This window comes from Glycomyces mayteni, from assembly GCF_042428885.1.
GTDB lineage: Bacteria > Actinomycetota > Actinomycetes > Mycobacteriales > Micromonosporaceae > Glycomyces > Glycomyces mayteni.
In genome coordinates this window covers 573,022-598,623 of the sequence record NZ_JBHMBP010000002.1, presented here as the reverse complement: position 1 = coordinate 598,623, position 25,602 = coordinate 573,022, and the positions used below count along the sequence as shown (strand labels likewise).

Annotated in this window: 29 protein-coding genes; 15 read left to right on the top strand and 14 right to left on the bottom strand. The window is 72.6% G+C overall.

Annotation, left to right across the window (positions count from 1 at the left end):
- Positions 1-12: 12 nt before the first annotated feature.
- The 5 genes from ACFFXY_RS09450 to ACFFXY_RS09430 all read left to right on the top strand — a co-directional run bounded on the left by ACFFXY_RS09450 (position 13) and on the right by ACFFXY_RS09430 (position 4,056).
- On the top strand, positions 13-582 hold the full coding sequence (locus ACFFXY_RS09450; protein ID WP_382348894.1) for an OsmC family protein: 570 nt from the start codon (positions 13-15) through the stop codon (positions 580-582).
- A complete protein-coding gene (locus tag ACFFXY_RS09445; protein ID WP_382348891.1) occupies positions 582-1,805 on the top strand; it encodes an NAD(P)-binding domain-containing protein in 1,224 nt (407 codons plus the stop codon). The genes ACFFXY_RS09450 and ACFFXY_RS09445 overlap by 1 nt, the downstream gene beginning before the upstream one ends.
- 81 nt (positions 1,806-1,886) lie before the next feature.
- Complete coding sequence (locus tag ACFFXY_RS09440; protein WP_382348888.1) at positions 1,887-3,074, top strand: nucleoside 2-deoxyribosyltransferase domain-containing protein; 1,188 nt, start codon at positions 1,887-1,889, stop codon at positions 3,072-3,074.
- An 81-nt stretch (positions 3,075-3,155) separates the two neighbouring features.
- Positions 3,156-3,563 carry a cupin domain-containing protein gene (locus ACFFXY_RS09435; RefSeq protein ID WP_382348885.1) on the top strand — a complete coding sequence of 136 codons (408 nt, stop codon included), beginning with the start codon at positions 3,156-3,158 and terminating at the stop codon, positions 3,561-3,563.
- A gap of 64 nt (positions 3,564-3,627) precedes the next feature.
- Positions 3,628-4,056 carry a GNAT family N-acetyltransferase gene (locus ACFFXY_RS09430; RefSeq protein WP_382348882.1) on the top strand — a complete coding sequence of 143 codons (429 nt, stop codon included), beginning with the start codon at positions 3,628-3,630 and terminating at the stop codon, positions 4,054-4,056.
- Between the two features lie 31 nt (positions 4,057-4,087).
- Here ACFFXY_RS09430 and ACFFXY_RS09425 read toward each other — a convergent pair whose 3' ends face one another.
- The 3 genes from ACFFXY_RS09425 to ACFFXY_RS09415 all read right to left on the bottom strand — a co-directional run bounded on the left by ACFFXY_RS09425 (position 4,088) and on the right by ACFFXY_RS09415 (position 7,457).
- Complete coding sequence (locus ACFFXY_RS09425) at positions 4,088-5,557, bottom strand: Hsp70 family protein (RefSeq protein WP_382348879.1); 1,470 nt, start codon at positions 5,555-5,557, stop codon at positions 4,088-4,090.
- Positions 5,558-5,676: 119 nt separating this feature from the next.
- Positions 5,677-6,765, bottom strand: coding sequence for a Gfo/Idh/MocA family protein (locus ACFFXY_RS09420; RefSeq protein ID WP_382348876.1), 1,089 nt, complete (start codon positions 6,763-6,765; stop codon positions 5,677-5,679).
- Positions 6,750-7,457: a ThuA domain-containing protein gene (locus ACFFXY_RS09415; protein ID WP_382348873.1), complete on the bottom strand. Its 708-nt coding sequence runs from the start codon at positions 7,455-7,457 to the stop codon at positions 6,750-6,752. The genes ACFFXY_RS09420 and ACFFXY_RS09415 overlap by 16 nt, the downstream gene beginning before the upstream one ends.
- Before the next feature lie 140 nt (positions 7,458-7,597).
- Between ACFFXY_RS09415 and ACFFXY_RS09410 the strand changes: the two genes are divergently transcribed.
- Positions 7,598-8,614 carry a LacI family DNA-binding transcriptional regulator gene (locus ACFFXY_RS09410; RefSeq protein ID WP_382348870.1) on the top strand — a complete coding sequence of 339 codons (1,017 nt, stop codon included), beginning with the start codon at positions 7,598-7,600 and terminating at the stop codon, positions 8,612-8,614.
- Between the two features lie 7 nt (positions 8,615-8,621).
- Here the strand turns inward: ACFFXY_RS09410 and ACFFXY_RS09405 are convergent, their stop codons facing one another.
- From ACFFXY_RS09405 to ACFFXY_RS09370, 8 genes are all read right to left on the bottom strand, one after another.
- A complete protein-coding gene (locus ACFFXY_RS09405; protein ID WP_382348867.1) occupies positions 8,622-9,467 on the bottom strand; it encodes a sugar phosphate isomerase/epimerase family protein in 846 nt (281 codons plus the stop codon).
- The gene (locus ACFFXY_RS09400) at positions 9,464-10,291 is read right to left on the bottom strand and encodes a hypothetical protein (RefSeq protein WP_382348864.1); all 828 of its coding nucleotides are present in this window, start codon (positions 10,289-10,291) and stop codon (positions 9,464-9,466) included. The genes ACFFXY_RS09405 and ACFFXY_RS09400 overlap by 4 nt, the downstream gene beginning before the upstream one ends.
- The gene (locus ACFFXY_RS09395; RefSeq protein ID WP_382348861.1) at positions 10,288-11,526 is read right to left on the bottom strand and encodes an ROK family transcriptional regulator; all 1,239 of its coding nucleotides are present in this window, start codon (positions 11,524-11,526) and stop codon (positions 10,288-10,290) included. The genes ACFFXY_RS09400 and ACFFXY_RS09395 overlap by 4 nt, the downstream gene beginning before the upstream one ends.
- Positions 11,523-12,779, bottom strand: coding sequence for an enolase C-terminal domain-like protein (locus ACFFXY_RS09390; protein WP_382348858.1), 1,257 nt, complete (start codon positions 12,777-12,779; stop codon positions 11,523-11,525). The genes ACFFXY_RS09395 and ACFFXY_RS09390 overlap by 4 nt, the downstream gene beginning before the upstream one ends.
- 36 nt (positions 12,780-12,815) lie before the next feature.
- Positions 12,816-13,700 carry an NAD-dependent epimerase/dehydratase family protein gene (locus tag ACFFXY_RS09385; protein ID WP_382348855.1) on the bottom strand — a complete coding sequence of 295 codons (885 nt, stop codon included), beginning with the start codon at positions 13,698-13,700 and terminating at the stop codon, positions 12,816-12,818.
- Positions 13,697-14,587 (bottom strand): carbohydrate ABC transporter permease, encoded by an 891-nt coding sequence (locus tag ACFFXY_RS09380; RefSeq protein ID WP_382348852.1) that lies wholly within the window; start codon positions 14,585-14,587, stop codon positions 13,697-13,699. Before ACFFXY_RS09380 ends, ACFFXY_RS09385 begins: the two co-directional genes overlap by 4 nt.
- The gene (locus ACFFXY_RS09375; RefSeq protein ID WP_382348849.1) at positions 14,584-15,525 is read right to left on the bottom strand and encodes a carbohydrate ABC transporter permease; all 942 of its coding nucleotides are present in this window, start codon (positions 15,523-15,525) and stop codon (positions 14,584-14,586) included. The genes ACFFXY_RS09380 and ACFFXY_RS09375 overlap by 4 nt, the downstream gene beginning before the upstream one ends.
- 62 nt (positions 15,526-15,587) lie before the next feature.
- Positions 15,588-16,979 carry an extracellular solute-binding protein gene (locus ACFFXY_RS09370; RefSeq protein WP_382348845.1) on the bottom strand — a complete coding sequence of 464 codons (1,392 nt, stop codon included), beginning with the start codon at positions 16,977-16,979 and terminating at the stop codon, positions 15,588-15,590.
- Between the two features lie 170 nt (positions 16,980-17,149).
- On the opposite strand from ACFFXY_RS09370, the gene ACFFXY_RS09365 reads away from it, so the two are divergent.
- The 3 genes from ACFFXY_RS09365 to ACFFXY_RS09355 all read left to right on the top strand — a co-directional run bounded on the left by ACFFXY_RS09365 (position 17,150) and on the right by ACFFXY_RS09355 (position 21,000).
- Positions 17,150-18,277 carry a Gfo/Idh/MocA family protein gene (locus ACFFXY_RS09365; RefSeq protein ID WP_382348842.1) on the top strand — a complete coding sequence of 376 codons (1,128 nt, stop codon included), beginning with the start codon at positions 17,150-17,152 and terminating at the stop codon, positions 18,275-18,277.
- A gap of 72 nt (positions 18,278-18,349) precedes the next feature.
- The gene (locus ACFFXY_RS09360) at positions 18,350-20,149 is read left to right on the top strand and encodes a serine/threonine-protein kinase (protein WP_382348839.1); all 1,800 of its coding nucleotides are present in this window, start codon (positions 18,350-18,352) and stop codon (positions 20,147-20,149) included.
- Positions 20,150-20,208: 59 nt separating this feature from the next.
- Positions 20,209-21,000: an FHA domain-containing protein gene (locus ACFFXY_RS09355; RefSeq protein WP_382348836.1), complete on the top strand. Its 792-nt coding sequence runs from the start codon at positions 20,209-20,211 to the stop codon at positions 20,998-21,000.
- Here the strand turns inward: ACFFXY_RS09355 and ACFFXY_RS09350 are convergent.
- Positions 20,997-21,410, bottom strand: a complete 414-nt coding sequence (locus ACFFXY_RS09350; RefSeq protein ID WP_382348833.1) for a hypothetical protein — start codon at positions 21,408-21,410, stop codon at positions 20,997-20,999. The genes ACFFXY_RS09355 and ACFFXY_RS09350 overlap by 4 nt on opposite strands.
- Before the next feature lie 85 nt (positions 21,411-21,495).
- On the opposite strand from ACFFXY_RS09350, the gene ACFFXY_RS09345 reads away from it, so the two are divergent.
- The 6 genes from ACFFXY_RS09345 to ACFFXY_RS09320 all read left to right on the top strand — a co-directional run bounded on the left by ACFFXY_RS09345 (position 21,496) and on the right by ACFFXY_RS09320 (position 24,544).
- Entirely contained in the window at positions 21,496-21,876 is a 381-nt protein-coding gene (locus tag ACFFXY_RS09345; RefSeq protein WP_382348830.1) for a DUF1304 domain-containing protein, read from the top strand.
- 102 nt (positions 21,877-21,978) lie between these two features.
- The gene (locus ACFFXY_RS09340; RefSeq protein WP_382348827.1) at positions 21,979-22,320 is read left to right on the top strand and encodes a WXG100 family type VII secretion target; all 342 of its coding nucleotides are present in this window, start codon (positions 21,979-21,981) and stop codon (positions 22,318-22,320) included.
- 64 nt (positions 22,321-22,384) lie between these two features.
- Entirely contained in the window at positions 22,385-22,879 is a 495-nt protein-coding gene (locus ACFFXY_RS09335) for a WXG100-like domain-containing protein (protein ID WP_382348824.1), read from the top strand.
- Positions 22,872-23,528, top strand: a complete 657-nt coding sequence (locus ACFFXY_RS09330) for an ADP-ribosyltransferase (RefSeq protein WP_382348821.1) — start codon at positions 22,872-22,874, stop codon at positions 23,526-23,528. The genes ACFFXY_RS09335 and ACFFXY_RS09330 overlap by 8 nt, the downstream gene beginning before the upstream one ends.
- 51 nt (positions 23,529-23,579) lie before the next feature.
- Positions 23,580-23,996, top strand: coding sequence for a hypothetical protein (locus ACFFXY_RS09325; protein WP_382348818.1), 417 nt, complete (start codon positions 23,580-23,582; stop codon positions 23,994-23,996).
- Between the two features lie 5 nt (positions 23,997-24,001).
- A complete protein-coding gene (locus ACFFXY_RS09320) occupies positions 24,002-24,544 on the top strand; it encodes an RNA 2'-phosphotransferase (RefSeq protein WP_382348815.1) in 543 nt (180 codons plus the stop codon).
- A 4-nt stretch (positions 24,545-24,548) separates the two neighbouring features.
- On the opposite strand, the gene ACFFXY_RS09315 is transcribed toward ACFFXY_RS09320, so the two are convergent.
- Together ACFFXY_RS09315 and ACFFXY_RS09310 are read right to left on the bottom strand one after the other, a co-directional pair.
- Positions 24,549-25,136 carry an NIPSNAP family protein gene (locus ACFFXY_RS09315; RefSeq protein ID WP_382348812.1) on the bottom strand — a complete coding sequence of 196 codons (588 nt, stop codon included), beginning with the start codon at positions 25,134-25,136 and terminating at the stop codon, positions 24,549-24,551.
- Positions 25,133-25,573, bottom strand: a complete 441-nt coding sequence (locus ACFFXY_RS09310; RefSeq protein WP_382348809.1) for an Rrf2 family transcriptional regulator — start codon at positions 25,571-25,573, stop codon at positions 25,133-25,135. Before ACFFXY_RS09310 ends, ACFFXY_RS09315 begins: the two co-directional genes overlap by 4 nt.
- Positions 25,574-25,602 lie beyond the last annotated feature (29 nt).

Sequence of the window (25,602 nt, the reverse complement as noted above, 5' to 3'; positions counted from 1 at the left end):
TGGAGGCAACGCATGACCGACACCGCACCCGCCGTCGACAACGGCGTCAACGTCGAGGCCCTGTTCGGGGCGCGCGCCGCGCTGGCCGACTCGCCGGAGCTCGCCAAGTTCGAGTGGCGCTCCACCGTGGAGTGGGTGAAGGGCACCCACAGCCTCACGGAGGTCGAGACCTTCTACGGGCTCGGCGGCGAGCAGTCGCACACGAAGAAGTTCACGTTCGACGCCGACCACCCGCCGCAGTTCGCGGCCGCCGACCACGGGATCACGCCCGCCGAGTACGTGCTCGTGGCGCTCGGGAGCTGCCTGACCGCGGGCGTCGCGGCGGTGGCGCAGGCGCGGCAGGTGAAGCTCAACTCGGTCCGCGCGGTCGTGAAGGCCGACTTCGACCTGCACGGCATCCTCGGCGCGGACCCGGAGGTGCGCAACGGGTTCTCGAACATCACCGTGGACTACGAGATCGACGCCGACGCCTCGCAGGAGGACATCGCGGCGATCGTGGCGCAGTCGCAGAAGCGCTCGGCGGTCTACGACGCGCTCACGAACCCGACGAACGTCGACGTGAACGTCAACCGCCCCTCCTGATGCCGACCGCGACCGCCGTCGTCGTCGGCGCCGGCCACTCCGGCCTCGCCGTCAGCCGCCGCCTGGCCGAGCGCTCGATCGACCATGTGGTCATCGAGCGCGGCCGGGTGGCGCACTCGTGGCGGACGCAGCGCTGGGACTCGCTGCGGCTGCTCACGCCGAACTGGATGACCCGCCTGCCCGGGCACCGCTACGGCGGCGCCGACCCCGACGGGTACCTGACCGCGGCCGAGACCGCCGAGTTCATCGCCGGGTACGCGGCGGTCGCGGAGGCGCCGGTGCGCACGGGCACCACCGTGACCGCGGTGCGGGCCGCCGAACACGGCTTCACCGTCGCGACCGACCGGGGCGAGTGGCGGGCGCGGGCCGTGGTGCTCGCCGCGGGGCTGACGGCCTCGCCGCTCCCTGCGCTCGCGGCGGCGCTCCCTCCGGGCGTCGATTCCGTCGCGGCCCTGGACTACCGGAATCCCTCCCAGCTCGCGGACGGCGGCGTCCTCGTCGTCGGCGGGGCCGCCAGCGGCGTGCAGATCGCCGAGGAGCTGCACCGCTCGGGGCGGCCGGTCACGCTCGCCACCGGGGAGCACGTGCGCGTGCCGCGGCGCTACCGCGGGCGCGACGTCATGTGGTGGCTCGACGCGGCGGGCGTCCTGGACCAGGGGCTCGGGGAGATCGACGACGTCGTGCGGGCCCGGAACCTGGCCTCGTTCCAGCTCGCGGGCGGCGACCGGACCGTGGACTTCAATGCGCTGCAATCGCAGGGGGTGCGCCTGGTGGGCAAGCTCGCGGGGATCAGGGACGGCGCGGCGCAGTTCTCGGGGTCGCTGCGGAACGTCGCGGCCCTCGCCGACCTCAAGCTCAACCGGCTCCTCGACGGCTTCGACGCGCACGCGGGCGGGCGCGGCGAGCGGCCCGAGCCGACGCTGGTGCCCGAGCGGCCGCTCCTGGGCCTGGATCTGGCGCGCGGGGAGATCCGGACCGTCGTGTGGGCCACCGGGATCAAGCCCGACCTCTCCTGGGTCGAGCTGCCGGTCTTCGACTACAAGGGGCGCCTGCGCCACGACGGCGGGGTCGTGGACTGGCCCGGCCTGTACGTCACGGGCCTGCCGGTGCTGCGCCGCCGCCGCTCCACCTTCATCGACGGCGCCGCCGCCGACGCCGCCGACCTCGTCGCCCATCTCGCCGCACACCTCAGCGGACGCCCCGCCGCCCCCTCCCGCCCCTGATCGGAGACCGCGCAACCCGGGCCACGAGGGCGGCGCGGGCGTAGACTGGGTCGGCCCGAACACGTGTCGAGGGGAGTCCCGGTGGCGTCCGAAGTCGTTGTGGTGCATGCGAACGAGACCCCTCCCCAGTGGTGGGACGCCGCGGTGTTCCTCGCCGGGCCGCTGCCGCGGGACCCGGGGGTCGCCTCGTGGAACCCCGAGGCGATCGCGCTCCTGCGCGATCAGTGGACGCGCCCGGGGCGGCTCGTGGTCTTCACGCCGGAGCTGCGCGAGGGCGTCCTCACCGACTACACCGGACAGATCGAGTGGGAGCACCGCGCGATGCACGACGCGGACGTGGTGCTGTTCTGGGTCCCGCGCGACCTGGCGACCATGCCCGCGCTGACCACGAACATCGAGTGGGGCATCTGGTACGCCACCGGAAAGGTCGTCTACGGGGCGCCCCCGGAGGCGGTGAAAAACGAGTACCTGCGCCACCTCGCCGAGTCCCGCGGGGTGCCGGTCGCCGAGCGGCTCGGCGACACCGTCGCCGCGGCGCTGGCGATGATCGGGGACGGGGCGCGGCGCGAGGGCGGGGAGCGGTCGGTGCCGCTCCTGGTGTGGCGCACCGAGAGCTTCCAGACCTGGTACCGGGCGCAGGTCCACGCGGGCAACGTCCTCGAAGGCGCGAGTCTGGAGTGGACGTTCCGGTCCGGGGCGCGGCGCGAGGACGTCGTGTTCTGGGCCGCGCACGTGCGGGTCCGCGTGAGCGCCGAGGACCGCGTGAAGACCAACGAGGTCGTCCTCTCCCGGCCCGACACCTCGCAGGTGCTGCTGTACCGGCCCGGCGCGACCCTGGACGAGACGGTGATCGTGCTGGTGCGCGAGTTCCGCTCCCCCGCTTCGACCCCCGACGGCTTCGTCCACGAGCTCCCCGGCGGCTCCAGCCGCGGCCAGGTCGACCCGGCCGTCCAGGCCCTCGACGAGGTCCGGGAGGAGACCGGCATGTCGTTCACCGCGGACCGGCTGCGGCCCGTCGGGGTCCGCCAGGTCGCGGCCACCGTCTCGGCCCACCGCGCGCACCTGTTCGCCGCCGAGATCACCGAGGCCGAGCTGGAGTGGTTCCGCGCGCAGCGGGACGTGCCGCACGGCGACGGCGGCACGGAGCGCACCTGGATCGAGCTCGCGTCCTACGGCGAGATCCGCAGGCGCGCCCTGGTGGACTGGGCGACCCTCGGGATGATCGCCCAGGCGCTACACGTGAGCGAAACCGAGGCCGGTAGGCGATAGCGTTCCGCACCGGTTCACCAGCGACACACTGAGAACGGCCCAAAGGGTGGCTGCCGCCGCGGCGTCATGTACGTTTTGTCCATGAATGTCGTAATTATGAAGAACGAGAACGGCACCTACACGGGTGCGCAGGGCGGCCGGTTCTCCGCGGGGGTGTCCCGCGAGTCGGCCGGGTCCGAGCGCCTGTGCCTGCACCGGGTGTTCATCGAGGCCCGCACCGAGACCCGCGCCCACATGCACGACGGCCACGAGTCGGCGATCTACGTCCTCTCCGGACGCCACCAGATCCGCTACGGCGACGAGCTCCAGCACCTGGCCGACCTCGAACCCGGCGACATGGTCTACATCCCCGCGGGCATGCTCCACCAGCCCATTGTCGGCGACGAGGACGTCACCGCCCTCGTCGCCCGCACCGACCCCGCCGAACAGGAGTCCCTGCGCCTCCACTCCCCCGCCCCCGAAACGGTCGGAGCCGGAACCCACCCGTAACCGCGAACCGGCCCCGGCCGACCACGCACGCCGGGGCCGCGGTCGCGCCGCATAGGATTCCGCGATGGAGATCATCGACATCCCGCCCGCGGACGCCCGCCTCACCACCGAACTGCTCCCGGTCCTTCGAGAACTCCGGCCGGACCTGAGCGCCGAGGACTTCCTCGCCGTGTACGACGAGGGGCACCCGCAGGGCCTGCGGTTCACCGCGGCGTACGCGGAGGGCCGCTGCGTGGGGGTGGCGGGGTGGCGCACCGTGGCGAACACCAACCGGCTGCGGATGCTCTACGTCGACGACCTGGTGACGGCGGCCGACGCCCGCTCAACCGGAATCGGCAGCGCCCTCCTTGAGCACCTCGAACGGCGGGGGCGCGAACTCGGCTGCACCGCACTCCATCTGGACTCCGGCACCCACCGGCGCGACGCCCACCGCTTCTACATGCGCGAGCGGCTCACCATCAGGGCGTTCCACTTCGCCACGGAGCTCGACTGACCCGCCGGTCCCGCGGATTCCCGAACAGGCCCTAGTCGCAGACGGTCTCGTCGGTGCCGCTGTAGGAGTAGGTGATCGTGATCGTGTCGGCGAAGGCGCGCTCCTCGCCCGCGGCGGGGTCCTGGGCGATGACTTCGCAGTCGTCGTAGTAGGGGCCGAAGAGGCCCTCCTGGTCGCCGGTGCGGGCGACCTCGGCGAAGCCGGCGCCGTTCAGCGCCGCTTCGGCCTCGTTCGCGGTCAGGCCCGTGACCTCGGGGACGCCGCCGGAGGTGGGGGCCTCGGGGGCCTCGGTGGTCGGGTCGCTCTCCGACTCCTCCTCGGCCGCTTCGGACTCCACCGCGTTCGGCGAGCCCGGGGCCTCCTGGCCTCCCGCGCCGCCGGTGTCGCCCTCCTCGTCGGGGGAGGTCGGGGCCTCGCTCGCGGCGGTCGCAGTCGGCTCGGGCGATTCGGAGGCGATGGCCTCCGGCGGGTCGTCGTCGCGGAGCTGGTTGCCGTACACCGCGCCCGCGGCGACCAGCGGCACGAGCACGGCCGCGAGGACGACCAGGCGCTTCCTGCGGTTCGGGCGGCCCTTGACGTCGGCGACGGGGGCGTTGGCGAGCGCGACGATCCGCGCGCCGTCTGCCCCGGCGGCCTCGGGGAACGCGGGCAGGACCGGTTCGAGGCCGGTCCGGGCCGCGAGCGCGGTCGCCAGGAGCGGGGTGCGGCTGGCGCCGCCGACGAGGATGAGGCCGGTGACGGCGGTGTCGGCCTCGGCGATCGTCGCAACAGCGAGGTCGGCGGCCTGGTCGACGAGTTCGGCGATGCACGCTTCGAGCTCGTCGCGGGTGAGGTGGAGGTCGCGCTCGCCCACGGGGAGCGGCACGCCCGCCCTGGGACGCTTGGAGATGAGTTCGCGGGCGCCGCGGATCTCGGCGAGGAGCGCGGCGCGCAGGGCCTCGTCCTCGACCGTCGCCGGGGCGTCCACCTTGTCCCAGAAGTCGGGGTCGGTGTCGCGGTAGCGGCCCGAGAGGTACGCGAAGAGGAGCTGGTCGAACTCGCGGCCGCCGACGGCGGCGGTGCTCGCGGAGGCGCGGTGCTGGAAGTCGTCCTCGCCGCGCACGACCACGGTCACGTCGAAGGTGTTCGCGCCCAGGTCGCACACGACGAGCCCGGCCCCGGCCTCCAGCTCGCGCCCGAGGCCCTCCACGTAGCAGACCGCGGCGGCCTCGGGCCCGGCCATGACCTCGACCTCGCCGAGCCCGGCCTCCCGCGCCAGGTACACGAGCTCCTGCCGCCGGGGCGCGCCCCACGACGCGGGGACGGCGAAGCCGACGGGAGCGGGCACCGCCCCCGCGGCCTCGTCCCTGGCGTCCCGGACCCGCCCGAGCACGGCTTCAAGCGTCGCTTCGCCGTCCAGGCAACGGATCTCGGTCTCCTGGTCGCCGCGTCGGACCGACAGCGTGACATTCGGCCCGCCGAGCTCGACGCCGATCGCTGCCATTGCGGGGTTGTGCTGCATGATCCCGAGTCTAGAAACATTGATAGACGCCCTTTGATCTACCTTGCGTCTAATCCCCTTTACCTGCTCGAACACCCGATCCGATCGCTTTGCGTCCGTCCCTTGTCACGCTCGGTCCGCTATTCGCCGGGCGCGTCCTGGAGGGGGACCGCGGCGGGGCGGGCGCAGGTGCTCTCGACCGTGATCGCGGTGCCCTCGTGGGCGGCGCGGAGGAGGGCGGTCATGGTTTCGAGGACGTGGTAGGCGAGGTCGCCGTTGGCGCGGAAGGGTTGGCCGGGCGGGGTGGTGGCGAGGTCGGCGACGCCGTAGCCGCGGCCGGCGCCGCGGTAGCCCGCGGAGGGCGGGAGGGTCTCCCACTCGCCGCCGAGGGCGTGGAGGCGGACCTCGCCGTCGAAGTGGTTGGGGTCGGGGACGATGAGGGAGCCGGTCTGGCCGTGGACCTCGATGTTGGAGGCGCGGGTGGCGACCGAGTCGAAACTCATGACGAGGGTGGAGAGGGCCCCAGACTCGTGGCGCAGGACGCCGGTGACGTGGGTGTCGACGGAGACCGGGATCGTCTCGCCTGCACGGGGGCCGGAGCCGATGACGCGGGTGTCGCGGGTGTGGCTGGCGGCGCCGACGACGGAGGCGACGGGGCCCAGGAGCGTCACGAGCGCGGTCACGTAGTAGGGGCCCATGTCGAGCAGGGGGCCGCCGCCGGGGACGTAGTAGAAGTCCGGGTTCGGGTGCCAGCGCTCGTGGCCGGGGCAGAGCATCGAGGCGGTGGCGGCGACCGGAGCGCCGATGAGGCCGTCGTCCACGGCCTTGCGGGCGGTCTGGATGCCGGTGCCCAGGACGGTGTCGGGGGCGCAGCCGACGCGCACGCCCGCCTCGCGGGCGGCGTCGAGGACGGCCTTGGCGTCGCCGAGGTCGGCGGCGAGGGGCTTCTCGCCGTAGACGTCCTTGCCCGCGGCGATGGCGCGCAGGGCGATGTCGGCGTGGGCGGCGGGGATCGTGAGGTTGAGGACGAGGTCCACCTCGGGGTCGGCGAGGAGGGCGTCCACGGTGAGGGCGCGGGCGCCGTGGGCGTCGGCCACCTCCTTGGCGCGGGCCTCGTCGAGGTCGGCGACGGCGGCGAGGCGCACGGCGTCGAGGCGCTCGAAGGCGGCGAGGTACTGGCCGGAGATCGCTCCGACGCCGACGATGCCGATGTTCAGCGGCTGGCCCACAGGATGCCCCTCTCGATGATGGTGCGCACGTTCTGGTCCGCGAGGACGCCGGTGTCGTGGCCGGGGGTGGCGACGAAGATGCGGCCCTGGCCCCACCGGCGGGTCCACACGGCCGGGCAGGTGACGGGCCGGTGCCACGGGTGGTAGGGGGTGACGGGGATGGTGGTGGTCGCGAGGACGTCGTTGAGCTCGTCGGAGAGGACCCAGTACTGCTCGGTGTGGAGGTCGAAGTCCGCGATGCCCTTGACGATCGGGTGGTCGGCCTGGTCGGGGACGATGTTCACGGTGTAGTGCGTGAAGCAGTCGGCGGCCTCGCCCTTGAGCTCCTCGCGCGGGGCGCGGGTGGGGTGGGTGGCGAACTGGCCGCCGATGAACTGGAGGTAGTCGGAGCTGTTGCGGTAGGAGTCGGCGATGCCGCCGTGCCAGCCCGCCATGCCCGCGCCGTTCTCGACGGCGGCGATGAGGCCGTGCAGCTCGTCGCGCTCGATGGTGTTCATGGTGTTGGTCTGGACGACGAGGTCGACCGTGGCCATGTACCCGGCGTCGGCGTAGACGGCGGTGGCGTCCTCGACGCGGACGTCGTAGCCGTGCTCCTTGAGGAAGGGCAGGAACGAGTCGGTGGCCTCGACGGGCTGGTGCCCGTCCCATCCGCCGCGCACGACCAGCGCGCGCTTGTTCTCCGCAGTAGGCATTGCTTGGCTCCAAATGTTGCGCAAGTTTCGGCACCGGTCAGGTGCCATCGGTTGATTATGTCAAGAGTTTCGCGCTATAGCCAGCCCGATTTTCGGCGGCCGAGTTGCGCAAGTTTTCGGGTGCTCGGTATGCTGCGGCCATGCAGGAGCAGCAGCGGCGGACGACGCTCGCCGACGTGGCCGAGGCGGCCGGGACGACGGTGCCGACGGCCTCGAAGGTCCTCAGCGGGCGCTCGGACGTGTCCGCGGCGACGCGCGAGCGGGTGATGCGGGCCGTGGCCGACCTGGGGTACCGGGGGCGGTCGGGGCGCGGCACGGTGCCGCGGACCGATCGTCCGTCGCTTGTGGACCTCGTGTTGAGCGGCGTGGAGGGCACGTGGGCCAACCGGGCGCTCATGGGCGTCGAGCGGGCGGCCACGGCCGCCGGGGTGGACCTGGTGGTCTCGGTGGCGCGCAGGGACGGCGCGTGGCTCACCCGCCTGCTGGAGCGGAACCTGCGGGGCGCGGTGCTCGCGCTGGTCGACGTGACGGCCGGGCAGCTCGCGACGCTCGCCGCAGCGCGCGTCCCGGTGGTCCTGCTCGACCCGGTGACGCAGCCGCCGTCCACTGTGGCGAGCGTGGGGGCGGCGAACTGGGCGGGCGGCCGGGCCGCGGCCGAGCACCTCATCGAGCTGGGCCACGAGCGGCTCGCGGTGCTCGGGGCCGACCGGCGGGCCCTGTACACGCAGGCGCGCGTGGACGGGTTCCGTTCGGCCGCAGCGCATGCGGGCATCGAAGTGGAGGTGGCGTTCATCGAGTGGACCGAGACGGGGGCCGCCGAGGGCGCCGCGGCGCTGCTCGACACCGCGCACCCGCCAACCGGGATCTTCGCGTGCACCGACAACATCGCCGCGGGCGTGTACGACGCCGCCGAGTCGCTGGGCCTGCGCCTCCCGGCCGATCTGAGCGTCGTCGGCTTCGACGACCTGCCCGAGGTGCAGTGGCTGCGCCCGGCCCTGACGACGGTGCGCCAGCCGATCGCCGAGATGGGCGAGGCCGCGATGCGGATGCTGCTGCGGATCATGGCCGACCCGCCGCGCGACGCCCCGCGCGAGGAGCTGGCGACCCAGCTCATCGTCCGCGGCTCCACGGGCCCCTCGCAGGTCTGGCACCCCTAGACACCCCCTAGAACAGCTCGCCGTAGCCCATCGCGACGAGGTTGAGGTACGAGGTCGTCAGGCACTCGATCGCGGTGCGGCCGTAGAACTCGTCCTGCTCGACCAGGAGGTGGTCGGCGCCGATCGCGATGGCGGCGTCGATGATCGACGGGAAGTCGAGGTTGCCCTCGCCGACCTCCGCGAACTGGACGACGTCCCGCATGGCCTCCTGCCACGGGCCGCGGTCGCCCGCGTCCAGGGCGGTGTAGACCTCCTCGGGCAGGCGCGCGATCCGGTAGTCCTTGAGGTGGACCATGGACACGCGCCCGGCGTACCTGCGGAGGGTCGCCACGGGGTCGAGGCCGCCGCGCTGGACCCAGTGCGCGTCGATCTCCAGGCCCACCAGCGGGGCGCGCTCGGCGATGACGTCGAGCAGGTGCCGGCCCCCGTACTTCGCGAAGTCCACGTGGTGGTTGTGGTAGTGGAGCCGGATGCCGTGGTCCGCAAGGCGAACGGCCGCCTCCTGGCAGTCGTCGGCGAACGCCGCCACCGTGGCCGGGTCCCGCATGGCCTCGGGCGGGAGCATCCCGATGCGGATCATGTCCGCGCCGAGGGCGTGCGCGTCGCCGACGAACTTGTCGAACGCGGTCGTCAGCGACTCCTCGCCGGCGAGCCCGCCCGAGATGGACGCGAACGCGAAGCCGAGCTCCTCGCGGGCGCGCACGAGTTCGGCGACGTTCTCCTTGGTCATCGCCAGCGCGGAGACCTCCGCGGTGCGGTAGCCGATGTCGCGGACCTTCCGGAAGGTCTCGTACACGCCGTGCGCGGGGAACTCGTCGCGCAGGGTGAAGCACTGGACGCCGATGCTGGTCATGAGGGCTCCTTCGGGTCGACGGTGCAGGTCAGGTCGAACACGGCGGTCATGGACGCGCCCGGGGCGAGCACGAGCGGGCCGAGCGGGCCGCCGTCGTGCTCGTAGGGCCGGGAGGCCGGTTCGAGGGCGATGGTGTCGGCCGCGCCCCACCACGGGAACCCGGTGTTCGCGCGGTGCTCCTGCCAGACGTAGAGATAGGGGAACGGCTCGGGGTCCCAGGCGAGCACGGCCGCCGTGCGGCCGTTGCGGATCGCGGCGGTGCCGCGGCCCTTCGCGCGCAGCTCCTGGAAGCCGCTGTGCGCGTCGAAGCGGGCGTCCACGCGGTCCCCGCCGATGGTGACGACCGCGTCGGGGCCGATGAGGGCCGGGCCGAACGCCGGGTGCTCGACCCAGGTGAAGGCCGCGTCGGCGGCCCCGTGGTTGGCGACGGTCTGGGTGACGCGGACCCCGGCCCCGGTCGCCTCGACTCTGCGGCGCACGGTGAGCGGCGCGGTGCGCAGGACCACCGCGAGCTCGCAGGAGGCGGCGTCGGCTCCAACCGATTGCCACCGCCGCCATGCGGCCTCGCCGTGGAAGGGGTGGGCGATCCCGTCGAGGGTGCGCGCGTCCCCGGCGTTGGGCACGAGCGTGTGCCACCCGCCCGCGTACCGGCGGTGCCACTCCTCGTTCGAGTTCGCGGACTGGTAGGCGCCGCTCCAGTCCTCGCCGCCCCACGGGACGGTCAGGAGGAACTCGGTCCCGGTGGGGGCGTGGCGGATCGAGGCGATGCGGGCGCCGACGGGATCGACGTCCACGGTGTAGTCGCCCGCGGCGAGCCGGTTCACAGGCCGTACCCCCGGGTGCGGCGCACCGAGGGCGCGAACGCGGCGTGGAAGATCGTGGAGGCCGCGCCGATGGCGCCCGCCTCGGTCTTCACCATCGAGCGCTCCACGGCGACGTGCCGGGCGTGCCGGGCGGTGGGCATGGTGTTGACGGCCTTGTCGATCGCGTCGAGGGTGAGGGCCTCGATCTGGGGCTCGAACGCGGGCCCGCCGACGACGAGCAGCGGCAGGTCGAGCAGGTCGATGAGGGCGACCGCGCCGAGCGCGATGACGTCGGCGATCTGCCGGGCCGCCGCGGTGGCGGCCGGGTCGCCCGCGCCGACCTCGGCGCACATCTCCAGATACGTTGCGGCCGTGCCGTTGTAGCCGAGTTCGCGGGCGATCTCGGGGAGCGCGGCGGTCGGGTTGCACTCGCGCACGAGGCGGGGGCGGCCGGAGTCGTCCACGCGCCCGGACCTGACGGCGCACAGCTGCCCGAACTCGCCCGCGTTGGCGCTCATGCCCCGGTAGGTCTCGCCGTTGAGGACGAGGCCGGAGCCGATGCCGGTCCCGAAGTACAGGTACACGAAGTCGCTGGCGCGCTCGGTGCGCCCGACCCAGCGCTCGCCGACCGCGGCGGCGGCCCCGTCCTTCTCCAGGACCACGGGGCAGTCGAGGCGCGCGGCGAGCATCGACCGGAGCGGCACGTTGCGCCACTCGCGCGACAGCGGCAGGTCGAGCAGCTCCCCGTCGGTGGTGATCGGGCCGGGCGCGGCGACGCCGGTGCCCAGGAACGTGGACCGGTCGATCCCCGAGGCGGCCACGGCCTCCTCGGTGCACGCGGCGATGGTCTCCACCAGCGCCTCCGGGGACGTGCCGTGCTCGATGGGGAGGCGCTGCCTGTGGAGCGCGGTCCCGTCGAGGTCGGTGAGGACCACGGTGACGAGCTCGGGGTCCACGAGGGCCCCGACCGCGTGGGCGGCCTCGGCGCGCAGCCGCACGGGGGTGCGGGGCTTGCCGAGGCGCTCGGCGCGCTCGGAGGCGCCCTCGGCGAGGAGGCCGCGTTCGAGGAGGATGCGCAGGATGCGCGAGACCGACTGCTGCGTCAGGCCGGTCCTCTCGGCGATCTCGACGCGGGAGATGGCCCCGGCCTGGCGGATCGTCTCGATGATCGTGGCCTCGTTGAACGAGCCGAGGTCGGACTGGTTCGCACCGGCCCGGTCGCTCGGGCGGGTCGGTGCGGTGTGCCGGTCGGTCACGGGGCCTCCAGTGCGCCGTCGGGTCTGCGGACGCCGGCGGCCCAGGCGTCGTGCCCGGACAGCTCGGCGGGGTACTTGGCGGCGGCGGCCTCGTCCAGGTCGATGCCCCAGCCGGGGGCTTCGTTCGGGTAGAGCCACCCGTCCTCGATGCGGAGCGTCCCGGGGAAGACCTCGTGGACGCGCTCGCTGTAGACGTGGCCCTCCTGGATGCCGAAGGCCGCGGAGGTCACGTCGAGGGCGACGTTCGCGGCGGCGCCGATCGGGGACGTGTCGCCGGGGCCGTGCCAGGCGGTGCGCACGCCGCACAGCTCGGCGAGGTCGGCCACCTTGCGGGCGTTGGTGAGTCCGCCGATGTCGGAGACGTGGCTGCGGATGAAGTCCACGCCGCCGTCCCGTACCAGCCGCACCGCGTCCTGGAGGGACGTCGTCAGCTCGCCGACCGCGATCGGGACGGGGCTGGCGGCGCGGACCTCGGGGAGGCGGTCCCAGTGCTCGGGGGCGAGCACGTCTTCGAGGAAGAACAGCCGGTAGGGCTCCAGGGCGCGCGCGAGCCAGACGGCCTCCTTCGGCGTGAGCCGGGAGTGGACGTCGTGCAGCAGCTCGATGTGGTCGGGGAGCTTGTCGCGGGCGGCCTCGAAGAGCGCCGGGGTGCGGCGCAGGTAGTCGCGGGCGGACCAGCCGTTCCGGTAGGGCGCGTCCGGGTACTCGGTGGGCACGGCCGGGGCGCCGTACCCGCCGCCGCCGGGCGTGGACATCTGGAGCCGGACGTGCCGCTGGCCGCGTTCGATGAGGCGCTGCGCGTCCTCGATCACCTCGTCCACGGTGCGCCCGGCCGCGTGCAGGTACGTGTCCGCCGCGGCGCGGACCTTCCCGCCGAGCAGCTCGTGGACGGGCATCCCGGCGCGCTTCCCGGCGATGTCCCACAGCGCCTGGTCGATCCCGGAGATCGCGTTGTTGGTGACGGGCCCGCCGCGCCAGTACCCGGTGAACGCGGCGAGGCGGGTGAGGTCCCCGATGTCGCCGGGGTAGCGGCCGACGAGGAGGCGCGCGAGGTGGTCGTTCACGAACGACACCACGGCCTTCCACCGCTGCGTGAAGGTCGCGCAGCCGAGCCCGTAGAGGCCGGGCACGTTCGTGTCGACGCGCACGACGACGAGCGCGGTGCCGTCGGGGGCGGTCGCGACCGCCCGCACGGAGGTGATCGCGACGTCCTCGCGGGGCGGCCACGGGTTCGCGAACGTGTCAATGGTCATGGGTCGCTGCTCCTCGCTGGGTCTCCATTATGGGGGTCACCGGAACTCGGCCGGGAGGTCGAGCGTCGGCACGGGCAGGCGGCGGTGCGCCTCGAAGCCGATGAGCTCCCTTGCGGGCGTCAGGTCGATCGGGACCTCGCGCTCCACGAAGCGGCGCAGTCGGGGCGCGGCGGGCGCGAACGCCTCCAGCATCGCCTCGGTCCGGTACGGCGCGATGGTGTCGTTGGCGGCCAGGAAGAACGCGTGCGCGCCGGTGGTCGTCGCGGTGAGCGCCAGGACGATCGCGCGCGCGGCGTCCTCGGTGTGCAGGTACGACCAGGCCTCCCGCAGGCCCGGCCGCGGGTCCGCTTCGAGCTGCTTGGACTGGGCCATGAGCGCGTGCTCGTCGTGGACGTGCGGGAACCGCAGCGTGACCACGTCGATCCCCCACTGCCGCCACGCCATCCGCGCGGTGCCCTCGCCGTGGTGCTTCGAGAGCGAGTACCAGTCGGCGATGTCGACGGGGATGTCGGTGTCGAGCGGGAAGTACGCGGGCGTCACGTCGTGGCGGTTCATCGGCAGCCCGTAGGCGTTGATGCTCCCGGCCACGACCGCCCGGCCCACCCCGGCGGCCCCGGCCTGGGCGAGCACGTTGAACGTCGAGACGACGTTCACGGAGTACACGTCGTAGGGCGGGGCGATGTCGCGGTGCGCGAGCGCGGCGAGGTGCACGACGAAGTCGGCGCCCTCCAGCGCGGCCCGGACGTCCTCCTGGGACCGGGTGTCGCCCAACAGGACCCGCTCGGCCTCCAGGCCCGGGTTCTCCTGTATGGACAGCGTCGTGACCTGGGCGCCCGCGGCGCGCAGGTGCGCGACCGCGACCGGGCCGATGCGGCCCGAGGCGCCCGTGACGAGGACCCGGGCTCCGTTGAGGGACGTCATCCCTTCACACCTCCTGCGGTGCCGACCCCGCGGAGGAACTGCTTCTGGAAGATCGCGAAGAGCACCACGGGGATGATGATGGACAGGAACACGGCGGCCATCTGGACCGCCAGCGGCGAGTTGCCGGTCGCCAGCCGCGGCAGCATCACCGAGACCGGCTGGAGGTCGGGGTTCGACAGGACCAGCATGGGCCACAGGAACTCCTTCCACGACCCCACGATCGACAGCAGCACGATGACGCCGAGGATCGGCCGCGACAGCGGCAGCACCACCATGGTGAGCACGCGCATCGGCCCGGCCCCGTCGATGGTCGCCGCCTCCATGTACTCGCGCGGGATCGAGTCGAAGAACCGCTTGAGGACCACGACGTTGAACGCGCTGGCCCCGGCGGGCAGCCAGACCGCCCAGAACGTGTCCTGGAGGCTGACGTGCAGCAGCGGCATGTCGAGGATCGTCAGGTACAGCGGCACGAACGAGACGACGCCGGGCAGGAACAGGGTCGCGAGGATCGCGCCCGACAGCCACGGCCCCCACTTGGGGCGCAGCACGCTGAGCAGGAACGCCGCCGCGACGGAGACGATGAGCGTGGACAGCGTGGACCCGACCGCGAGGATCACGGTGTTGCCCAGGGACTGCCCGATGCGGGCGCCGTTCCAGGCGAGGGCGAGGTTGCCCCAGTCGTTGGGGCTGAACCAGATCCCCATCGGGTCGGACACGATGTCGTTGGAGGGCGACACGGAGGCCTTGGCGGCCCACAGGAGCGGGCCGAGGCCGGAGACGATGAGGACGATCAACAGGACCGTCTGCGCGACGCCGAACCAGGCCCGCACGGAGGGGCGCCTGCGGTCGGCGGTGGAGACGACGCCGCGTTCCTTGAGCTCGCTCATGAGGTGCTCCATCGCTTGGTGACGAAGTAGTAGACGACCGAGAGCAGCCCCAGGAACGCCGCGAGGAGGACGCTGAGCGCGGTCGCGGCCCCGAAGTCGCCGTTGACGAACGCGTAGTTGTAGATCTTCAGCAGGATCGTCTGGGTCGCGTTGTTGGGGCCGCCGCCGGTGAACAGGAACGGCTCGGTGAAGATCTGGAACGTGCCGATGAGCTGGAGGAGCATCATCACGAAGATGACGTTCCGCAGCTGCGGGAGGGTGATGTGCCAGATGCGGCGCCCGATCCCGGCGCCGTCGATCTCCGCGGCCTCGTACAGCTCGGTGCGCACGGTCGACAGCGCGGCGATGTAGATGATCGCGGTGGACCCGGCCCCGGCCCACGTGGCGTACAGGACGATCGAGGGCATGGCGGAGTTCTCGGCGTTGAGCCACGGGAAGGGCCCCAGGCCGATCCAGCCGAGCGCGGTGTTGAACATGCCCGTCGCGTCGGGGTCGTAGAAGAACTTCCACAGCAGGATCGCGGCCACGGGCGGGACGATCGCCGGGAGGTAGGCGAGCGCGTTGTACAGCGCGTCGTACTTGCGCAGCTCGTTGATGAGCACGGCGAGGATGATCGGGATCGGGAAGCCGAACACAAGGGCCAGGAGCGCGAAGTACGCGGTGTTGAGCGAGGCCTGGACGAGGCCGGGGTCGGCGAGCACGTACGTGAAGTTCGACCAGCCGACCCATTCGGCGGGCTGGATGAGGTTGGTCTTCTGGAAGCTCAGGACGAGCCCCTGGACCACCGGGCCCCAGCTGAAGTACGCGTACACGAGCACGACCGGGACCGCGAAGAGCACGGCGTGCAGGCCGCCGCCGCGCGCCCAGCGCGTGAGGTTGAACCGCTTGCGGCGCTTCGCGGCCGGGGCCGCGGCCGCCGCTTCGAGGATCTTTGTCATGGGAGGTCTCCGTTTCCGAGGCCGGCCGGGCCCGGCGCGGGGCCCGGCCGGCGGCTCGGGTCCTACCGGGCGGCCTGCGCGATGATCCCGTTGAGGACCTCGCTTGCGTCGGCGACGGCCTGGGCGATGTCGGCGTGCTCGTCGGTGAGGATCTGCTGCACGACGGGGTCGAGGGCGGCGTACGTCTGCTGGGTGCCCGCCGGGGGTTCGGCGATGAGCGGCAGCGTCGAGGAGGTGTAGCCCGCGAACTGCTCCAGGGGGACGTTGATGTGCGGCTCGATCCAGCCCAGGTACCGGTCGTAGATCTCCTGGGAGACCGGCGGGAGGCCGGGGAGGCCGACGGGGTTCCCGGCGGCCGCGTTGGTCTCGGCGTCGTCGAGGGCGGCGGTCTCGTCGTAGTACTTGTCGAAGTCGTAGAACTTGATCCACTTGGCGGCGGCGAGGAGCTGGTTCGGGGTGGCCTTGGCGTCGAACAGCTTCAGGGTGCCGCCGGTGAGGGTGCCGTTGGCGCCGGAGCCGCCCTGCGGGAGCTGGCCGATGCCGAAGTGGGCGGGGTCGAAGGCGTAGTCGCGCACGAGGGTGTTGTACGCGTCGGGGGCCTGGAGGACCATGCCGATGGTGCCGCCCGCGAAGGCCTGGCGCACGCTCTCCTGGTCGTAGAGGAACTCGCGGCCCATGGTGTCGTCGACCCAGCGCATGTCGTGGAGGAGCTGGAGCGCGGCGATGGTCTCCTCGCCCATGACGGACTCGGTCCCGGCGTCGTCCTGGATGCGCCCGCCGTTGGCGTACGTCATGGTGGTGAGCATCCACCCGCCGGTGTTGTTGGTGGTCATCTGCGCGTAGGGGGTGACGCCGGGGACGTTCGCCTTGATCTGCTGGGCGAAGGCGCGCACGTCGTCCCACGTGGCGGGCGGGGTGTCGGGGTCGAGCCCGGCCTGCTCGAAGACGTTGCGGTTGTAGGCGATGCCGACCGAGAACAGGCCGGTGGGGATGGTGTAGACGTTGCCGTCGTCGTCCTTGACGTTGTCGAGGGCGAGGGGGTTGAGGTCCTTGGTGAGGTCGAGCTCGTCGAGGTAGGGGGTCATGTTCGGCAGCTGGCCGTTCTCGATGAGCTCGTAGCTGTAGGTGAGGGACACGCCCATGACCGTGGGGAGGGTGCCCCCGGCGAGCTTCGCCTGGAAGGTCTGGGCCTCCCAGACCTCGGCGGAGGGTTCGAGCGTGATGTTGGCGTTGGCGGCCTCGAACTCGGCGACGCGGTCGTTGAAGGCCGCGAGCTCTTCGGGCTTGTCCTCGGTCGGCTGGTCGCCGACGGAGATGGTGACGTCGGCCGAGGGGTCGAGGTCCTCGGTCTCGCCGTTCGCTCCGGGGTCGCTGCATGCGGCGGTGCCCGCGAGGGCGACCACCGCACCGCTGGAGCCCGCTGCGAGCACGTGGCGCCTGGACAGTTTCATCATTGAAACTCCTGAGAGGGTTCTGGCCCGTGATCCGTTCGGGCCGGTCGTCGTGGTGCCAATAAACTAAATCCATTAGTGTTAGTAAGTCAAGCGGGTGCGGGCCGTTAATTTCCGGCCCTCCCCGGGCAACGTTCCCCCTCGATCGCCGAATGCCAAGGAGCACAAGCACTATGAGCACTGAAGCACCCCTTCGCGTGGCCGTCGTCGGCTGCGGCGTCATCGGCCGCCTCCACGCCGAGGTCGCCGCCCACTCCCCCGACCTGGAGGTCGCGGCCCTGGTCGACCCGTACGCGCCCGCGGCCGAGGCGGTCGCCGACCAGCTCGCCGCGCTGGGCCGCCCGCGGCCGGGCGTCCACCCCGACCTCGCGTCGGCGCTCGCGGCGGGCGGCGTGGACGTCGTCGCCGTGTGCACCCTCAGCGGCACCCACGCCGACCTCGCCCTCGAAGCGCTCGAAGCGGGCGTCCACGTCGTCGTGGAGAAGCCCCTCGACGTCGCGATGGGCCCGGCCCGGCGCCTGAAGGCCGCCGCCGACGAGCGGCCCGGCCAGGTCGTCGCCGTCATCTCCCAGCACCGCCACGACCCGGCGTCCCTCGCGGTCCACAACGCGCTCAAGGCGGGGCGCTTCGGGACCGTGACCTCCGCGGTCGCCAACATCGACTGGTTCCGCACCCAGGCGTACTACGACTCCGCGGACTGGCGCGGCACCTGGGCGCTCGACGGCGGCGGGGCCCTCATGAACCAGGGCGTCCACACCCTCGACCTGCTGCTGTGGTTCCTCGGCACGCCCGTCGAGGTCACCGCCCACACCGCGCGCCTGGGGCACGAGCGCATCGAGGTCGAGGACGTGGCCGTCGCGATCCTCCGCTTCGAGGGCGGCGCGCTCGCCACGCTCCACGCGACCACCACGGCCTACCCGGACCTCGGTGTGCGCCTTCAGGTCCACGGCACCGACGGGTCGGCGGTGATCGCCGCCGACGAGCTGACGTTCCTGCACACGCGAGACGCCGAGGGCCTCGACGGCGACCAGGTCGCCCGCGAGCTGCGCGACGCCGCCGAGACCCCGCAGGGCGGGTACGCGAACCCGCACCTGACGCAGTGGACCGACATCGCCGCGGCCGTGCGCGAGGGCCGCGATCCGTGGGTGACGCTCGACGACGGGCTCCTGGCGCTCGCCACGGTACGCGCGGTCTACCTCTCGGCGACCCTCGGGAGGCCGATCCGGGTGGCCGACGTCCTCGGCGGCGTCTACGACGGGCAGGCGACGCAAACGGGCTTCACCGCTCCTGTTGGGGAGTAACCGGTTCGCTCCGGTGCATTAAGGTGGAGCACGGCACATGGGGGCCATTCGGGTTATCGGTGGGAGCGGCCAGTGCGCGCTGGGCACGTCGTGGGCGGTCGGTACCGGCTTGAGGAGCGCCTCGGGTCGGGCAGTCAGGGCGAGGTCTGGCGGGCGGCCGACGAGCGGCTCCACGACCGGCCGGTGGCCCTCAAGCGGGCCCTGTCCGGCGGCGACCGCGCGGCGGCGGCCAAGGTGCGCAAGGAGTCCGAGGCCCTGGCGAGCCTGAACCACCCCCACGTCGTCACCGTCCACGACCTGGTCGAGGACAAGGGCGACCACTGGATCGTCATGGAGTTCGTCGCGGGCAGCTCCCTCGCCGACCTCGGCACCGTCGGCGCCGACGCCGCCGCCCGCTACGGCGCGCAGCTCGCGGGCGGCCTGGAGGCGGTGCACGCCGAGGGCATCCTCCACCGCGACATCAAGCCCGCCAACGTGCTCGTCACCGAGCAGGGCCAGGCGAAGCTCGCCGACTTCGGCATCGCCCGCCAGGTCCACGCCGAGCCCACGCTCACCGGGACCGGCGCGGTCACCGGCACGCCCGGCTACGTCGCCCCCGAGGTGGTGCGCGGCGGCCGGTACACCGCCGCGGCCGACGTGTTCTCCCTGGGCGCCACCCTCTTCCACGCCGTCGAGGGGACCACCCCGTTCGGCGAGGGCAACGCCCACGCGCTGCTGTGGCGCACCGCCCAAGGCGACCGGGTCGCGCCGAAGCAGGCCGGGAGCCTGGAGCCGGTCCTGGACCGGCTCCTCGAAGCCGACCCGAAGCGGCGCATCGGCATCGGCGAGGCCCAGGCCGCGCTCGCGCGCCTCTCCGGCGAGCCGGTGAGCGGCCGCGCCCGCAAGCCCATGCGCCGCAGATGGATCGGGGCCGCCGCCGCGGCCTCGGCCCTCGTCGTCCTCGCCGCGGTCCTGTGGCCCGCGCTGCGGCCCGCCGAGTCCGGCGGCGAGCCGGGCGGCGATCCCGGCGGCGGCGTCGCCGCGGACTACCTCGGGGACGAGCGCACCGCCGATCCGTGCGCCCTGCTCGACCTCGACCGGCTCGGGGAGTTCGGGGAGACCCGGCTCGACTCGGACTACGGCGGCTGGCCCCACTGCAACGTCTTCATCGACACCGAGGTCGGCTACACGAACGTGGAGCTGTACTTCTACAGCAGCGAGCAGGAGCCGGACCCGGGCGAGACGACGATGGAGGGCCCGATCGGCGTCATCCGCTACGAGGGCGACCACGCGGGGTGCAAGCGCAACCTCGTCCTGCCCGACGGCCGCGACATCGTCTCGATCGAGGCGACGCAGGACGAGAGCGGCGACGCCGACCTGTGCGCCATCGCCGACACCGCCGTCGAGGGCGCGCTCGCCGTCCTCGCCGAGGGCGAGGTCCCCCGGCGCGCGCAGTCGCCCGACCCCGCCTCGACCTACTACCTCGACGCCTGCGACCTGCTCGACAACGAAGCGCTGGAACGCTTCCCGGGCGTCAACGCCCACGCCCCCTACCGCGCCTTCGGCGACTGGCGGTGCGACTGGTACTCGACCACCAGCGCCGACGAGGTCCACGTCAGCTTCGACTTCAACGAGCCGCCCACCGCCGAGGAGTACGACCTCATCGACCTCGCCGGGCGCACGGCCGTCGTCAGGGGCGACGACTGGGGCGAGCACTCGTGCCTCGTCACGGTCGTCCACCGGCAGTACCCCAGCGTCGACGGCGACGGCTCCACCGTCGCCGAGAACGTCCGCGTCCAGGTCTTCGGCGACGAGACGGCCGCGCAGGACGACCTGTGCGACCTGGCGACCGACCTGGCCCGGTCGGTCGCCGAGGCCCTCCCCGACGCCTGATCCGGGAGTGGTCCCGAACGGGGCGTGCGAAGGTGGGCGGGAGGAGACCGGAGGCCGAGATGACTGACATCCCGCAGGTGGAGGGGATCGAACCGCTGCCGCCCGACCATGCGAGCCTGGCGTTCGGGGTGGCCGACACGGTGCCGGGGACGATCTACGCGCTGTCGGTCTCGGGCGGGGTCCGGTTCCGCCCCAAGGAGGACCGGGTCGTCCTGTTCGGACGAAACCGGCCTGACGTGCACGTGTGCGTGGGCGAGGACGACCGCCGCGTCAGCCGCGCGCACGGCCGCGTCGCGCGCGTCGGCGGGCACTGGTGGCTGGCGAACACCGGGCACCTGCCGCTCCAGCTCCCCGGCTCGCGCACGCTGTTCCCCGAGGACGAGCCGGTGCCGGTCCTGACCGGGTACACGCCGGTGTTCATCAGCGGCACCGCGCGGCGCAGGCACCTGGTGGAGCTGTACGTGTCCGGCGACGACGGCAGGCTGCCGCCGCCCGCGCCCGGCGCGGCGACGCTGAAGGACCGGCCGTGGCGCCTGGCCGCCGACGAGCGGCTGGCGCTGGTGTGCCTGGCGCAGCGGTACCTGCTGCACGAGGCGTACCCGCAGCCGGTGTCGTGGAAGCAGGTCGCGGTCGAGCTGAGCCGGCTCGGCGGCGGGCAGTGGCGGCCGAAGAAGGTCGAGCACCTGGTGGCGAACGTGCGCAAGCGCCTGTCGGGCGCGGGCGTGCCGGGCCTGACGCGCGAGGAGGTCGGCGAGCCGGTGGGGAACATGCTCAACCACAACCTCATCACCGAGCTGCTCCACACGCGCACGCTCGTGCCCCCGGACCTGCGCGTCCTCGGCGACGACTAGCGCACGCGCAGGCCGCCCGCGAAGCCGATCGCCACGGCGGCGGCGACGAGGGCCGCGAAGCCGAGGACGAGCCCGCCGGACCCGCCGCCGTAGACCACGGCGACCGCGGCGAGGACGGGGCAGAAGAACGCGGGCCAGGCGGCCAGGCGCAGCCTGCGGGCGATGAGCGGTCCGGCGACGGCGGCGGCGAGGGGGCCGGCGGCGAGCGCGGCGAGGACCCACTCGAAGCCCTCCCAGTCGGTGTCGTCCGGTTTGGACCCGCTGCCGACGGCGGCGCCGATGAGGACGAGGGCGATCGCCACGGCGACCGCGACGGCGATCTGGGCGAGCGCGGTCCACAGGCCCTTGAATGCGGCCCGGACGCGCTCGTCCCTCGTCTTCCCCGTCGCAGGAGTCTGATCGCGGCTCATGGGCACCAAGCGTAACCGCCGGGTGCGACCTCCGCATCGACCTGGAACACTGGCGCGATCGGCGCGGATGGGCGAGACTGCTTCCATGCTGCTGGCAGTTCAGATCCTCGCCGCCCTCGCCGGGCTCCTCCACGTCTACATCTTCGTCATGGAGAGCGTGCGCTTCGCCGACCCGAAGGTCCACCAGGCGACCTTCAAGACCGACCCCGCGGACCTGGAGGCGGTGCGGCCGTGGGCGTACAACCAGGGCTGGTACAACCTGTTCCTGGCCGTCGGGGCCCTGGTGGGCGCGGCGCTGGTGCGGACCGAGCCCGCGGTGGGGTGGACGCTGATCGTGTCCTCGTGCGGCTCGATGCTGCTGGCGGCGCTGGTGCTGGTGACGCGGGACCGCTCGATGGCGTCGTCGGCGCTCAAGCAGGGCCTGCTCCCGCTGCTCGCGCTGGCGTGCTCGCTGACGCAGCTCTGATGGACGCCACGGGTCCCGGCGTCGGCCGTGAAACGTTCCCGTAGCTTCGCTCGGGTATAGTCCGGCTCGAAAGGCCTGAATGTACAGAGGAGGCCGATGGCCATGGCGGGCTTCGATGTCGACCCCGAGACGATGCGCCGGTGCGCGGACGAGCTCGACGCGGCGAAGGACGAGGTGCAGGCGCTGCTCGACGAGTTCACCGCGACGGTCGGGCAGTACGCGGACGCCTTCGGCGGGGACACCATCGGCACCTTGGGCGGGATCGCGCACGAAACGTGCATGGGAGCGCTCTCCGACTGCTTCACCGGCGTCGTCGAGGACCTGACCGGTCTCTCCGAGGCGGTGCGCGGCATGGCCGACGACCACGACGCGGTCGAGGAGGAGGTCGTCCAGTCCTTCACCAGGCTCCAGGGCGACCTCGGTTCGAGGTCCGCGGCCGTCTGACCGCGGCGGCGGCTCCGCCTTCCGCACGACCGTATCCGTTTCCCCCGCAAGGAGAACGCATCCCATGGGCATGCAACTACCCGGAGAGCTCATCGGCCTGCTGGGCGTGCTCGGCTACGACTGGCCCGAGTCCGATGAGGAGTCGATGTTCAACCTGGCCGGCGAGTGGACCGGCATGGCCGACAGGGTCGCCGAGCGGGTCGAGGGGCTCCAGTCCGCGGCGCGCACGCTCCTGGAGAACAACTCCGGATCGCACATCGACGCCTTCCAGCGCGAGTGGGAGGCCGAGGAGTCGTCCCCCGCCGCCCTGTCCAAGGCCGCGGACCCGGCCAACCAGCTCAACATCGGGCTGACGGTCATGGCCGGGATCGTCCTGGCCCTGAAGATCCAGGTCATCGTGCAGCTCGCGATCCTGGCGTTCCAGATCGCCTGGGCGCTGGCGACCGCGCCCGTCACGTTCGGGGCCTCGCTGGCGCAGATCCCGATCTTCAAGCAGATCACCGGACTCATCATCGACCAGCTCATGGGCATGGCCACCACGAGGATTCTCAATGGCTAAGAGCAAGAACGGAGACGGCTCCGACAGCGACAGCGACGCCGGGTCCGGCGTCGGGGCGCGGATTCTCACCAGGGCGCTCGACGACGGCGGGTTCTCGCCGCCGACGCCCAAGACCCGCGAGCGGGGCGGCGAGGGCAGCAGCCGGGGCGACCAGGGCCCGGCCGACGACCCGATCCGCCGCTACACGGACGACAGCGACGAGCTGAACCGGTATCTGCGCACGACGGACAAGTCCAAGTACAGCGCGGAGGACAAGGCCCGGCTCGACAAGCAGGCCGACGACATCGCGGCGGAGCTGAAGAAGCGCCCGGTGCCCGACGAGCGGGTGACCTGGCGCGGACTGCCCGGCGGGGCATGGCTCGACAAGTACAAGAAGGGCGACCTGTACTCCGACCCCGCGTTCATGAGCACGTCCAAGAGCGAGGCGACCGCGAACCGGTTCAAGACCATCGCCACCGGGGGCTTCTCCGGCGAGCGGCGCCCCGGCGCCATCTTCAGGGTCGACGGGATGACCGGGCGCGACGTGAGCCGCGATTCGAGCCTCGGGCACCAGGACGAGGTCCTCTACGACCGGGGCGCGCTCTTCCGGATCACCGACAGGCGCCAGGACGGCGACACCACCTACATCGACATGACGCAGTTGGGGTGAGGCCGGTACGCTGGCGGCGCCCCCTTCCCCCATGAAGACTGGAGTGCCCCCATGGCCTACCCACCTGCCCCGCAGCCCCTGAAGGTCCGGTACAAGACCTGGTACCCGGTGCTGTTCACCGTCGTCGGCGCCCTGCTGCTGGTGATCGGCGTGCTGAACCTGCTGGTCGGCGAGTTCCAGGTCGCCGTCATCCTCGGCCCGCTGCTCCTGCTCATCGGCATCCTGACGTTCGTGAACCCGTACGCCTCGTACGAGGCGGGCACCGTCTACCTGCACTCGCCGCTGGGCTTCCGTGCCGGGACGTACGGCGCGGCCAAGGGCGAGCGGCTGTGGTTCGACGGCACGAACGTGCTGCGCATCCTGCCCGACGGCAAGCAGAAGAAGGTCAACCTGAAGGTCGGCCGGCCCGAGGAGGTCGCGCTCGTCCTCCAGGCGATCGGCGCCGCCCAGCAGCAGGCGCAGCAGTAGGTCCGATGGACGAACGGCGGCTCGTCAAGGTCTCGAAGTACCTGTCGCGGCACCTGCGCCACGACCCGCAGCGGCTCGGGATCGAGCTGGACGCGCAGGGCTGGGTGGACGTGGACGTGCTGCTCGCGGCCCTGGAGCGCCAGCGCTTCCCGCTGACCCGGGCCGAACTCGACGAGGTCGTGGAGCGCAACGACAAGCGCCGGTACGTGATCCGCGACGGCCGCATCCGCGCGAGCCAGGGCCACACCGTCGACGTGGACCTGGGCCTGGAGCCCCTCGACCCGCCCGCGGAGCTGTTCCACGGGACGGCCGAGGGGTTCCTCGCCGCGATCCGCGCGGAGGGCCTGAAGGCGATGGACCGCCACGACGTGCACCTGTCGCCCGATTACGCGACGGCCGTGCGCGTGGGCTCGCGCCGCGGGCGGCCGGTCGTCCTGGTGGTCGACGCGGCGCGGATGGCCGCCGAGGGCCATGAGTTCTTCCGGTCGGACAACGGCGTGTGGCTCACGGAGTCGGTGCCGCCGTGGGCGATCGCGTTCCCGGACTAGCGGTTCAGCGGAGCCTGGACCCGGCGGTGGGTTCGAGCCTGAGGGTCTGGACCAGTCCGGGCAGGTCGTGGGCGGCGTCCCCTGCGGCGAACCAGACGAGGGCGTCTTCGCCGGTCCGGACGGGCAGCGCGGGGAACGTGTTCTCGGCGGGCTCGGTCTCCAGGCAGGCGAGCGGCGCGATCTCGCGGCGGCAGCGCTCGGCGAGTCCGGGCGCGTTCCGGTGGACGGCGGCGGTGAAGCGCCCCGCCTCGTCGCCGCCGGGCGCGGGGAACCCCGCGCCGGGATAGGCCGGGCGGAGCAGGAGCACGTCGTCGGAGTCGAGCATGGTCGCGTTGGCGGCCCTGCTGTGCTCCTTCCAGACGGGGCCGCCGTAGAACGCGGTGAGCGCGGCGGCGCGGGTCGCCATGTCGCCGAAGCCCCTGACCCACACGAGGCGGTCGGGGCGGTCGAGGTCGCGGAACTGGCCGACGATGCGCATCCCGGCGTCCTCCTGCGGCTCGATGAGCTCGCGCTCGAACAGCTCCACGAGCTCGTCGCGCCGTCCCGGTTTGAGGGTGTACTGGCGCAGTTCATAGACGTGGCAAGGAATCACGGTCGCTCCTGGTGGGTGAGGGTGTCGGCGAGGACGTCGGCGACGGTGCGCTCGGCGAGTTCGCGCGCCACGGCCCGGTCGGCGGCGGCGTAGACCTCGGTGAGCGCGGGCCGGATGCCGAGGCCGACGGGGCATTCGAGGTTCGGTTCGGTGGTGTGGAGGGCGAACAGCGGTTCGGCGCCGAGCGCCCGGTGGACGTCGAGGAGCGAGATCGCCTCCGCCTCGCGGGAGAGGAGCCATCCGGCGCCCGCGCCGCGGCGGGACTCGACGAGTCCGGCTTCGCGCAGGTCGCCGAGGCTGCGGCGGACGATCACGGGGTTGGTGGCGACGCTCGCGGCGATCTCGTCGGAGGTCATGACCTCGCGTCCGCGCCGTCTCGCCAGCGCCATCCAGGTCAGGACGTGGACGGCGATCGTGAGTCTGCTGTTGGCGGCCATCGCTGCCTCCCCTCGGTCGCGCTGATCGT

What these genes read in the sequence shown, in the direction of transcription:
- ACFFXY_RS09410 (WP_382348870.1), top strand. Translation starts at nt 7,598, where the DNA reads ATGCAGGAGCAGCAGCGGCGGACGACGCTCGCCGACGTGGCCGAGGCG.
- ACFFXY_RS09375 (WP_382348849.1), bottom strand. Translation starts at nt 15,525, where the DNA reads ATGACAAAGATCCTCGAAGCGGCGGCCGCGGCCCCGGCCGCGAAGCGC.
- ACFFXY_RS09310 (WP_382348809.1), bottom strand. Translation starts at nt 25,573, where the DNA reads ATGGCCGCCAACAGCAGACTCACGATCGCCGTCCACGTCCTGACCTGG.
- ACFFXY_RS09435 (WP_382348885.1), top strand. Translation starts at nt 3,156, where the DNA reads ATGAATGTCGTAATTATGAAGAACGAGAACGGCACCTACACGGGTGCG.
- ACFFXY_RS09325 (WP_382348818.1), top strand. Translation starts at nt 23,580, where the DNA reads ATGGCCTACCCACCTGCCCCGCAGCCCCTGAAGGTCCGGTACAAGACC.
- ACFFXY_RS09335 (WP_382348824.1), top strand. Translation starts at nt 22,385, where the DNA reads ATGGGCATGCAACTACCCGGAGAGCTCATCGGCCTGCTGGGCGTGCTC.
- ACFFXY_RS09320 (WP_382348815.1), top strand. Translation starts at nt 24,002, where the DNA reads ATGGACGAACGGCGGCTCGTCAAGGTCTCGAAGTACCTGTCGCGGCAC.
- ACFFXY_RS09330 (WP_382348821.1), top strand. Translation starts at nt 22,872, where the DNA reads ATGGCTAAGAGCAAGAACGGAGACGGCTCCGACAGCGACAGCGACGCC.
- ACFFXY_RS09350 (WP_382348833.1), bottom strand. Translation starts at nt 21,410, where the DNA reads ATGAGCCGCGATCAGACTCCTGCGACGGGGAAGACGAGGGACGAGCGC.
- ACFFXY_RS09445 (WP_382348891.1), top strand. Translation starts at nt 582, where the DNA reads ATGCCGACCGCGACCGCCGTCGTCGTCGGCGCCGGCCACTCCGGCCTC.
- ACFFXY_RS09405 (WP_382348867.1), bottom strand. Translation starts at nt 9,467, where the DNA reads ATGACCAGCATCGGCGTCCAGTGCTTCACCCTGCGCGACGAGTTCCCC.
- ACFFXY_RS09385 (WP_382348855.1), bottom strand. Translation starts at nt 13,700, where the DNA reads ATGACGTCCCTCAACGGAGCCCGGGTCCTCGTCACGGGCGCCTCGGGC.
- ACFFXY_RS09355 (WP_382348836.1), top strand. Translation starts at nt 20,209, where the DNA reads ATGACTGACATCCCGCAGGTGGAGGGGATCGAACCGCTGCCGCCCGAC.
- ACFFXY_RS09430 (WP_382348882.1), top strand. Translation starts at nt 3,628, where the DNA reads ATGGAGATCATCGACATCCCGCCCGCGGACGCCCGCCTCACCACCGAA.
- ACFFXY_RS09370 (WP_382348845.1), bottom strand. Translation starts at nt 16,979, where the DNA reads ATGATGAAACTGTCCAGGCGCCACGTGCTCGCAGCGGGCTCCAGCGGT.
- ACFFXY_RS09415 (WP_382348873.1), bottom strand. Translation starts at nt 7,457, where the DNA reads ATGCCTACTGCGGAGAACAAGCGCGCGCTGGTCGTGCGCGGCGGATGG.
- ACFFXY_RS09425 (WP_382348879.1), bottom strand. Translation starts at nt 5,557, where the DNA reads ATGCAGCACAACCCCGCAATGGCAGCGATCGGCGTCGAGCTCGGCGGG.
- ACFFXY_RS09345 (WP_382348830.1), top strand. Translation starts at nt 21,496, where the DNA reads ATGCTGCTGGCAGTTCAGATCCTCGCCGCCCTCGCCGGGCTCCTCCAC.
- ACFFXY_RS09450 (WP_382348894.1), top strand. Translation starts at nt 13, where the DNA reads ATGACCGACACCGCACCCGCCGTCGACAACGGCGTCAACGTCGAGGCC.
- ACFFXY_RS09340 (WP_382348827.1), top strand. Translation starts at nt 21,979, where the DNA reads ATGGCGGGCTTCGATGTCGACCCCGAGACGATGCGCCGGTGCGCGGAC.
- ACFFXY_RS09380 (WP_382348852.1), bottom strand. Translation starts at nt 14,587, where the DNA reads ATGAGCGAGCTCAAGGAACGCGGCGTCGTCTCCACCGCCGACCGCAGG.
- ACFFXY_RS09390 (WP_382348858.1), bottom strand. Translation starts at nt 12,779, where the DNA reads ATGACCATTGACACGTTCGCGAACCCGTGGCCGCCCCGCGAGGACGTC.
- ACFFXY_RS09365 (WP_382348842.1), top strand. Translation starts at nt 17,150, where the DNA reads ATGAGCACTGAAGCACCCCTTCGCGTGGCCGTCGTCGGCTGCGGCGTC.